Here is a 6,597-nt window from a genome sequence, read left to right as displayed (position 1 = left end):
CCCTTGAGCCGGCGTGCGGTCAGTGGAGCGCGGAACACCACGGGCAGGCGTACCGTCCGCGAATCGCGGCACCCCGCCCACCGGCGTGCCGTCCGGAAGGCGCGGGGCCCCTTGAGCCGGCGTGCGGTCAGTGGAGCGCGGAACACCACGGGCAGGCGTACCGTCCGCGAATCGCGGCACCCCGCCCACCGGCGTGCCGTCCGGGAGGCGCGGGGCCCCTCCCGTAGGGGTGCCGCCGGTCGGGCGCGGCACCGCCGGCCCGGTGCCCCCGCGGTCACCCTCCCCCAGGTCGCCGTTCCGGTTCGGACCTATGCCGGTTATGTCCCCGGCGTCGCCTTTGGGTGCCGGACCTCGGCGACTGTGGCGTCCCACCCGCCCCTCAGCTCCCCGCGCCCGGCGCGACCGTACCGGCGCCCAACTCGTCGGCGTCCTGGAGGAGTTCACGGAACGCCCCGGCCACCGCCGCCGGGTACTCCATCATCGCCACATGCCCGGCGTCCGGCATGGACAGCAGCCGGGAGTGGCGGAAGGCGCGCGCGGCCCGCTGTGCCATGCGGTAGCCGACGAGCTGGTCGCGGCCGCCGTAGATCAGCAGGGTCGGGGCGAGGACGCGCTCGGCCTGGCGCCAGAGCCCGTGCTGCCCGCCCAGGGTGTACGCGTTGACGATCCCGCGCGCGGACCGGGCCATCGCGTCCCAGAAGTACGGCAGCCGCAGCCGCCGTTCCAGCTCCTCCACCGCGTACTCGAACGCCTCGGGCGTGACCTGGCCCGGATCGCCGTAGCAGAGGGCCAGCACGCCCCGTACCCGCTGTTCGGCGGTCCACTTGCCGGTCGCGCGGGTGAGCAGTCCGGCGACGCCGGGCAGGCCGAGCAGCACCGTCGGCATGGCCGTGCGCTGCACGCGCAGTTCGGGCAGGGCCGGCGAGATGAGTGTGAGCGTGCGGACGAGGTCGGGGCGGACGGCGGCGACGCGGGTGCTGACCGCGCCGCCGAGCGAGTTGCCGAAGAGGTGCACCGGACCGCGGCCGACCGCGTCGAGATAGCGGATGACCGCGCGCGCGTGCCCGGTGACCGAGTAGTCGCCGTCGTCCGGTGGCGGGGAGTCGCCGAAGCCCGGCAGGTCGACCGCCTCGCCGTCCACGACGCCTTCGAGCCGCTGCATCAGGTCCGACCAGTTCTGCGAGGAGCCGCCGAGCCCGTGGACGAACAGGGCGGGAGGCAGGCCCGCGCGCGCGGGCGGCCTGGACCGGACCGTGAGGGTGACGCCGGGCAGCCCGACCGTCCGCAGCCGCTCGCCCTCCGCGACTCTGACGGCCGCCGCCTTCGGCAGCACGCTGGTGGGCGGCACTGAGGGCAGCTCGGTCGAAGACATGGGCCAATGTTACGAGACGATCACACAGTGATTCGTGTGTTCGCCATCACAGAACCACCCGGGCGAGCCGCCGCGCCGCACCACGGAAGGTGCGCCGACGAGACGTCGGCGAGAGCGAGGGGGCGGGGGCGGGGGCGGCCGTCGGCCACATCCCGGGCGAACGGCTCGCCATGGCATAGCGTCCGCAACCGGTGTCTCCTAGGCTCATAAAGAGGGCACCCGTTTATGGCCCCCTGCTTCTGCCAGGGACATTCGATGGAAGGGAGCCCACCATGGCCCATGACCCCACCGACCCCGACGTGCCCGACGATCTGGAGCCGGAGGCGGAGGACGCCCCGGAGATCGGCGTCGAGGCCCCGGAGGGCGACGCAGCCGAGCAGCACACGGACATCGCACCGTCCCATGACGACCCGCTCATCGGTGTGGACGAGGACCGCGCGAACGAGGCCGATCTCATCGAACAGGCGCGCGTCGTCTCCCTCGACGAGGACGACTACCGCTGACCGCGGAGGCTCCGGCGGGTCCACCTGGCCTGTCCGCATTTCCCGGTGCGGCTTTCGCCGCCGTCCGGTACGTGAAATTCTGCGCTCGCACCACGCACAGCACGGTTACCGAAAAGTACGATGGCCGGGCGGCGTAATCCGCATGTGGACGATTTTGGGAGGCGGCGTGACAGCCATCGAGCAGACAGAGGCGGCGCGCCCGCGGGGCACGCGCCTGCCGCGCCGTGCCCGTCGGAACCAGTTGCTGGGCGCCGCCCAGGAAGTTTTCGTCGCGCAGGGGTACCACGCGGCCGCGATGGACGACATCGCCGAACGCGCCGGTGTCAGCAAGCCGGTGCTCTACCAGCACTTCCCGGGCAAGCTCGACCTCTACCTGGCCCTGCTGGACCAGCACTGCGACGCCCTGATCCACGCGGTACGCGGGGCACTCGCCTCGACGACCGACAACAAGCAGCGGGTCCGGGCGACCATGGACGCGTACTTCGCGTACGTCGAGGACGACGGCGGCGCCTTCCGCCTGGTCTTCGAGTCCGACCTGACGAACGAGCCCGCGGTGCGCGAGCGCGTCGACAAGGTCACCAAAGAGTGCGCCGAGGCGATCTGCGACGTGATCGCCGAGGACACCGGCCTCTCGCGCGCCGAGTCGATGCTGCTGGCCTCCGGTCTCGGCGGCCTCGCCCAGGTGGTGGCGCGCTCCTGGCTGCACAGCGACCGCAGCGTCCCGCGCGACCAGGCGGTACAGCTGCTGGCCTCGCTGGCCTGGCGGGGCATCGCCGGCTTCCCGCTGCACGGCACCGACCACCACTGAGGCGTCACGGGTCCCGTCGTCCCGGCGTCGTCCAGGAATTCCCGTTCGCTGTTCGCTCCTGGCGTGCACGCCCGCAGCGTGTACGTCCCCTCACCGGGCTAATGTGTGCTGCGTACGGCGCGGAAGGTCGCGCACTTCACTGACCGTCGGAGGGACATAGCCGTGGAGGTCAAGATCGGCGTGCAGCACGCGCCCCGCGAGATCGTGCTGGAGAGCGGTCTGAACGCCGAGGAGGTCGAGCGCCTCGTCGCCGACGCGCTCGCCGGTAAGTCGCAGGTGCTGTCCCTGGAGGACGAGCGCGGCCGCAAGGTGCTGGTCCCGACGGACCGCCTGGCGTACATCGAGCTCGGCGAGCCGACGGTGCGCAAGGTGGGCTTCAGCGCGGTCTAGCCACAGCAGCACGGAGGGGCCCGGCGGACGTGTGTCCGCCGGGCCCCTCCGTCGTGTCCGCTCTCCACATCCGGTCCACAAGTCACCCACAGAGGAGGATTGCATTCCGCAGGTCACGGGTATGACCGCCTACGACCGTGAAGCACCGGCCGGCCGTGGGAGGGACCCCTCGTGATGCTGCTGGAAGTCCTTGGATCCGCACTGCTCGGCGTGGCCCTGTCGTGGGCCGCGGCCAGCCGCCTATCCCACCGTCTTCCGGCCCGCCCCCTGGTGTTCTCCACGGGTGTCGCAGGAGCCCTCTTCGGCGACTTCGTCACCCACAGCGCGCTCGGCCCCGGCACGGTCCTCGTCAGCCTTCTGGGTGCCGCGATCGTCTCGGCGGCGTCCCTCTCGCTGCTGCTCCGCCCGGCGGGCCGCCATCTGCGCCGACGATCGATCCCGGCGTAGTTTCGAACGCCGAAGAGCTGCAGAAGAGCTGCAGGCGCCCCGAGCTGAAGCGCTCCGAAGGGGCGCTGGGAGTACCTCCAGCCTTCGGCTGGGGGAGGAACTGCGCGACCAGCCACCACGCACCCGCAGCCGCGCAACTTCCCCTGGTTCCAACCGCAGAGCGCTAGGCGGCCAGGCCCAGCGCAGCCATCCGCTTCGTGTGCGCCTCGGTGATCCGCGAGAACATCCGCCCCACCTCGGCGAGATCGAACCCGTCGGCCACCCCGCCCACCAGCATGGTCGACAACGCGTCCCGGTCGGCCACGACCCGCTGGGACTGCGACAGCGCCTCCCCCATCAGCCGCCGCGCCCACAGCGCCAGCCGGCCCCCCACGCGAGGGTCGGCGTCGATGGCCGCCCGCACCCGCTCCACGGCGAACCCGGCGTGCCCGGTGTCGTCGAGCACGGCCAGCACCAGCTCGCGGGTGTCCGAGTCCAGCCGGGCCGCGACCTCCCGGTAGAAGTCACTGGCGATCGAGTCACCGACGTACGCCTTGACCAGGCCTTCCAGCCAGTCCGACGGCGCCGTCTGCCGGTGGAAGCCGTCCAGGGCCGCGACGAACGGCTCCATCGCCTGCGTCGCGTCCTCACCGATCTCCGTCAGCCGGTTCCGCAGCCGCTCGAAGTGCTGGAACTCGGCCGACGCCATCTTCGCCAGCTCGGCCTTGTCCACCAGCGTGGGCGCCAGCTTGGCGTCCTCCGCGAGGCGCTCGAACGCCGCGAGCTCGCCGTACGCGAGCGCGCCGAGCAGGTCCACGACCGCGGCACGGTACTGCGGGTCGGCGGCCGCCCGCGCCCAGTCCTGGGCGGCGACACCGGTCGGTTCGGCGGAGGCGGTCTCAGGCTTGTCAGAGCTCGTCATGAAGCGCACAATAGCCCGCCCGCCGCCTCCGCGAAGCCCCGGGGAACACCCTGGGAACCCTAGGGGAAGACCCGAGAAGTCCCGGAGAAGTCACCGGGAAGCCCCAGGTCAACCACTGTGACTACCATGACGTGACCGAATCGGCCATCGCATGTGCACGATTCCGGGGTATGGTGGTAATGCGCCTGCTGGTACGCCGTCGTATTCGGACGTACCTCGACAGGCCGCACGTATGAGGATGCCCGGTCGGTGGCCCGATCGGCTCCGACCCGACAGCCCTCCCGGCGCGTACGGCACATCGCGTACGACGACCGGAGGGACACCTCAGCGGTACGAGCGCTAGAGCGTTGGTAGAGGTCCCGTGTCATACGGCGTGCCACACACGGCCCGCCCGTAAGGCAGCCGACGTCCCCCGGCACGGTCCGTCAAAGACCCCCGCGCTCGCCTCGGACCGCGACACACAGAAGAGGCAGCACCCTGACTACGACGTTTCGAGAACTCGGGATCCTTCCCGAGACCGCCGAGGCCCTGGAAGCCGTCGGCATCATCACCCCCTTCCCCATCCAGGAGATGACACTCCCGGTCGCCCTCTCCGGCACCGACGTCATCGGCCAGGCCAAGACCGGCACGGGCAAGACCCTCGGTTTCGGCCTGCCGCTCCTGGAGCGCGTGACCGTCCCCGCCGACGTGGAGGCCGGACGCGCCGCCCCCGAGGCCCTCACCGACGCCCCGCAGGCGCTCGTCGTCGTCCCCACGCGCGAGCTCTGCACCCAGGTCACCAACGACCTGCTGACCGCCGGCAAGGTCCGTAACGTACGCGTGGTCGCCATCTACGGCGGCCGGGCCTACGAGCCGCAGGTCGAGGCCCTGAAGAAGGGCGTCGACGTGGTCGTCGGCACCCCGGGCCGGCTCCTGGACCTCGCGGGCCAGAAGAAGCTGAACCTGAAGCACATCAAGTCGCTCGTCCTGGACGAGGCCGACGAGATGCTCGACCTGGGCTTCCTGCCCGACGTCGAGAAGATCATCAACATGCTTCCGGCCAGGCGCCAGACCATGCTGTTCTCGGCGACCATGCCGGGCGCGGTCATCGGTCTCGCCCGCCGCTACATGTCGCAGCCCACGCACATCCGCGCCACCGCGCCGGACGACACGGGCGCGACCGTCGCGAACACCAAGCAGTTCGTCTACCGCGCGCACTCCATGGACAAGCCGGAGATGATCGCCCGCATACTGCAGGCCGACGGCCGCGGACTGGCGATGATCTTCTGCCGGACCAAGCGCACGGCCGCCGACATCGCCGAGCAGCTCCAGCACCGCGGGTTCGCCTCCGGCGCGGTCCACGGCGACCTCGGCCAGGGCGCCCGCGAGCAGGCGCTGCGCGCCTTCCGCAACGGCAAGGTGGACGTCCTCGTCTGCACCGACGTGGCCGCACGCGGCATCGACGTCGAGGGCGTCACCCACGTCATCAACTACCAGTCCCCCGAGGACGAGAAGACGTATCTGCACCGCATCGGCCGTACGGGCCGCGCGGGCGCGAAGGGTACGGCGATCACCTTCGTCGACTGGGACGACATCCCGCGCTGGCAGCTCATCAACAAGGCGCTGGAGCTGGGCTTCCCCGAGCCGGTGGAGACCTACTCGACCTCTCCGCACTTCTTCGAGGAGCTCAAGATCCCGGCCGGCACCAAGGGTGTCCTGCCGCGTTCCGAGCGCACTCGGGCCGGGCTCGAGGCGGAGGAGCTGGAGGACCTGGGCGAGACCGGTGGCCGTGGTGGCCGCGCTCGCGGTGGCCGGGACGACCGTCGCGACCGGGGCGCCCCCCGCACCGAGGAGCGCGAGCGTTCGGCCCGCACCCCGCGCCGCCGCCGTCGCACCCGCGCCGGTTCGGCGCTGGACCCGGCATCCGGTACGACGTCCTCGGCGCCGGCCGCCGAGTCCGCGGCGTCCCCCGCCGCCGAATCCGTCACGGCGCCGGAGCCCGCGGGTTCTCGCACCCCGCGCCGTCGCCGCCGTACCCGCAGCGGGGCGTCGCCGGAGCCCGTGGCGGTCATCGCCCCGGAGACCGTGACGCCCGAGGCGGTCGTGGAGACCGTCGAGGCCGTCGAGGCCGTGGTGGAGCCCGTCGCTCCGGCGACGCCGCGTCGCCGTCGGACCCGCAAGTCCGCGGAGGCCGCGG

The 6,597-nt window shown here is 71.9% G+C and carries 7 protein-coding genes; 5 read left to right on the top strand and 2 right to left on the bottom strand.

Features of this window, described 5'->3' with window-relative positions; genetic code table 11:
• Window positions 1–379: 379 nt before the first annotated feature.
• Entirely contained in the window at window positions 380–1,372 is a 993-nt protein-coding gene (locus ACGFZQ_RS08820; protein ID WP_393839732.1) for an alpha/beta fold hydrolase, read from the bottom strand.
• A 272-nt stretch (window positions 1,373–1,644) separates the two neighbouring features.
• On the opposite strand from ACGFZQ_RS08820, the gene ACGFZQ_RS08815 reads away from it, so the two are divergent.
• The 4 genes from ACGFZQ_RS08815 to ACGFZQ_RS08800 all read left to right on the top strand — a co-directional run bounded on the left by ACGFZQ_RS08815 (window position 1,645) and on the right by ACGFZQ_RS08800 (window position 3,520).
• Window positions 1,645–1,875: a hypothetical protein gene (locus ACGFZQ_RS08815; protein ID WP_393839731.1), complete on the top strand. Its 231-nt coding sequence runs from the start codon at window positions 1,645–1,647 to the stop codon at window positions 1,873–1,875.
• A gap of 166 nt (window positions 1,876–2,041) precedes the next feature.
• On the top strand, window positions 2,042–2,683 hold the full coding sequence (locus tag ACGFZQ_RS08810; protein WP_393839730.1) for a TetR/AcrR family transcriptional regulator: 642 nt from the start codon (window positions 2,042–2,044) through the stop codon (window positions 2,681–2,683).
• A 162-nt stretch (window positions 2,684–2,845) separates the two neighbouring features.
• Window positions 2,846–3,073: a DUF3107 domain-containing protein gene (locus ACGFZQ_RS08805; RefSeq protein ID WP_046730492.1), complete on the top strand. Its 228-nt coding sequence runs from the start codon at window positions 2,846–2,848 to the stop codon at window positions 3,071–3,073.
• A gap of 174 nt (window positions 3,074–3,247) precedes the next feature.
• A complete protein-coding gene (locus tag ACGFZQ_RS08800) occupies window positions 3,248–3,520 on the top strand; it encodes a hypothetical protein (RefSeq protein WP_351745544.1) in 273 nt (90 codons plus the stop codon).
• A 163-nt stretch (window positions 3,521–3,683) separates the two neighbouring features.
• Here the strand turns inward: ACGFZQ_RS08800 and ACGFZQ_RS08795 are convergent, their stop codons facing one another.
• Window positions 3,684–4,430: a ferritin-like fold-containing protein gene (locus ACGFZQ_RS08795; RefSeq protein ID WP_351745547.1), complete on the bottom strand. Its 747-nt coding sequence runs from the start codon at window positions 4,428–4,430 to the stop codon at window positions 3,684–3,686.
• A 561-nt stretch (window positions 4,431–4,991) separates the two neighbouring features.
• Between ACGFZQ_RS08795 and ACGFZQ_RS08790 the strand changes: the two genes are divergently transcribed.
• On the top strand, window positions 4,992–6,597 hold a 1,606-nt coding region (locus tag ACGFZQ_RS08790; RefSeq protein WP_393839729.1), incomplete at its 3' end, for a DEAD/DEAH box helicase.

The sequence above is a fragment of the Streptomyces sp. NPDC048254 genome (assembly GCF_043201895.1).
GTDB lineage: Bacteria > Actinomycetota > Actinomycetes > Streptomycetales > Streptomycetaceae > Streptomyces.
The sequence above is the reverse complement of the archived record's forward strand: the minus strand, read 5'-3'. Positions and strand labels throughout refer to the sequence as shown.

Bases quoted from the DNA above. Each gene is read 5' to 3' on its own strand.
- ACGFZQ_RS08815 (WP_393839731.1), top strand. From the start codon at position 1,645: ATGGCCCATGACCCCACCGACCCCGACGTGCCCGACGATCTGGAGCCG.
- ACGFZQ_RS08800 (WP_351745544.1), top strand. From the start codon at position 3,248: ATGCTGCTGGAAGTCCTTGGATCCGCACTGCTCGGCGTGGCCCTGTCG.
- ACGFZQ_RS08820 (WP_393839732.1), bottom strand. From the start codon at position 1,372: ATGTCTTCGACCGAGCTGCCCTCAGTGCCGCCCACCAGCGTGCTGCCG.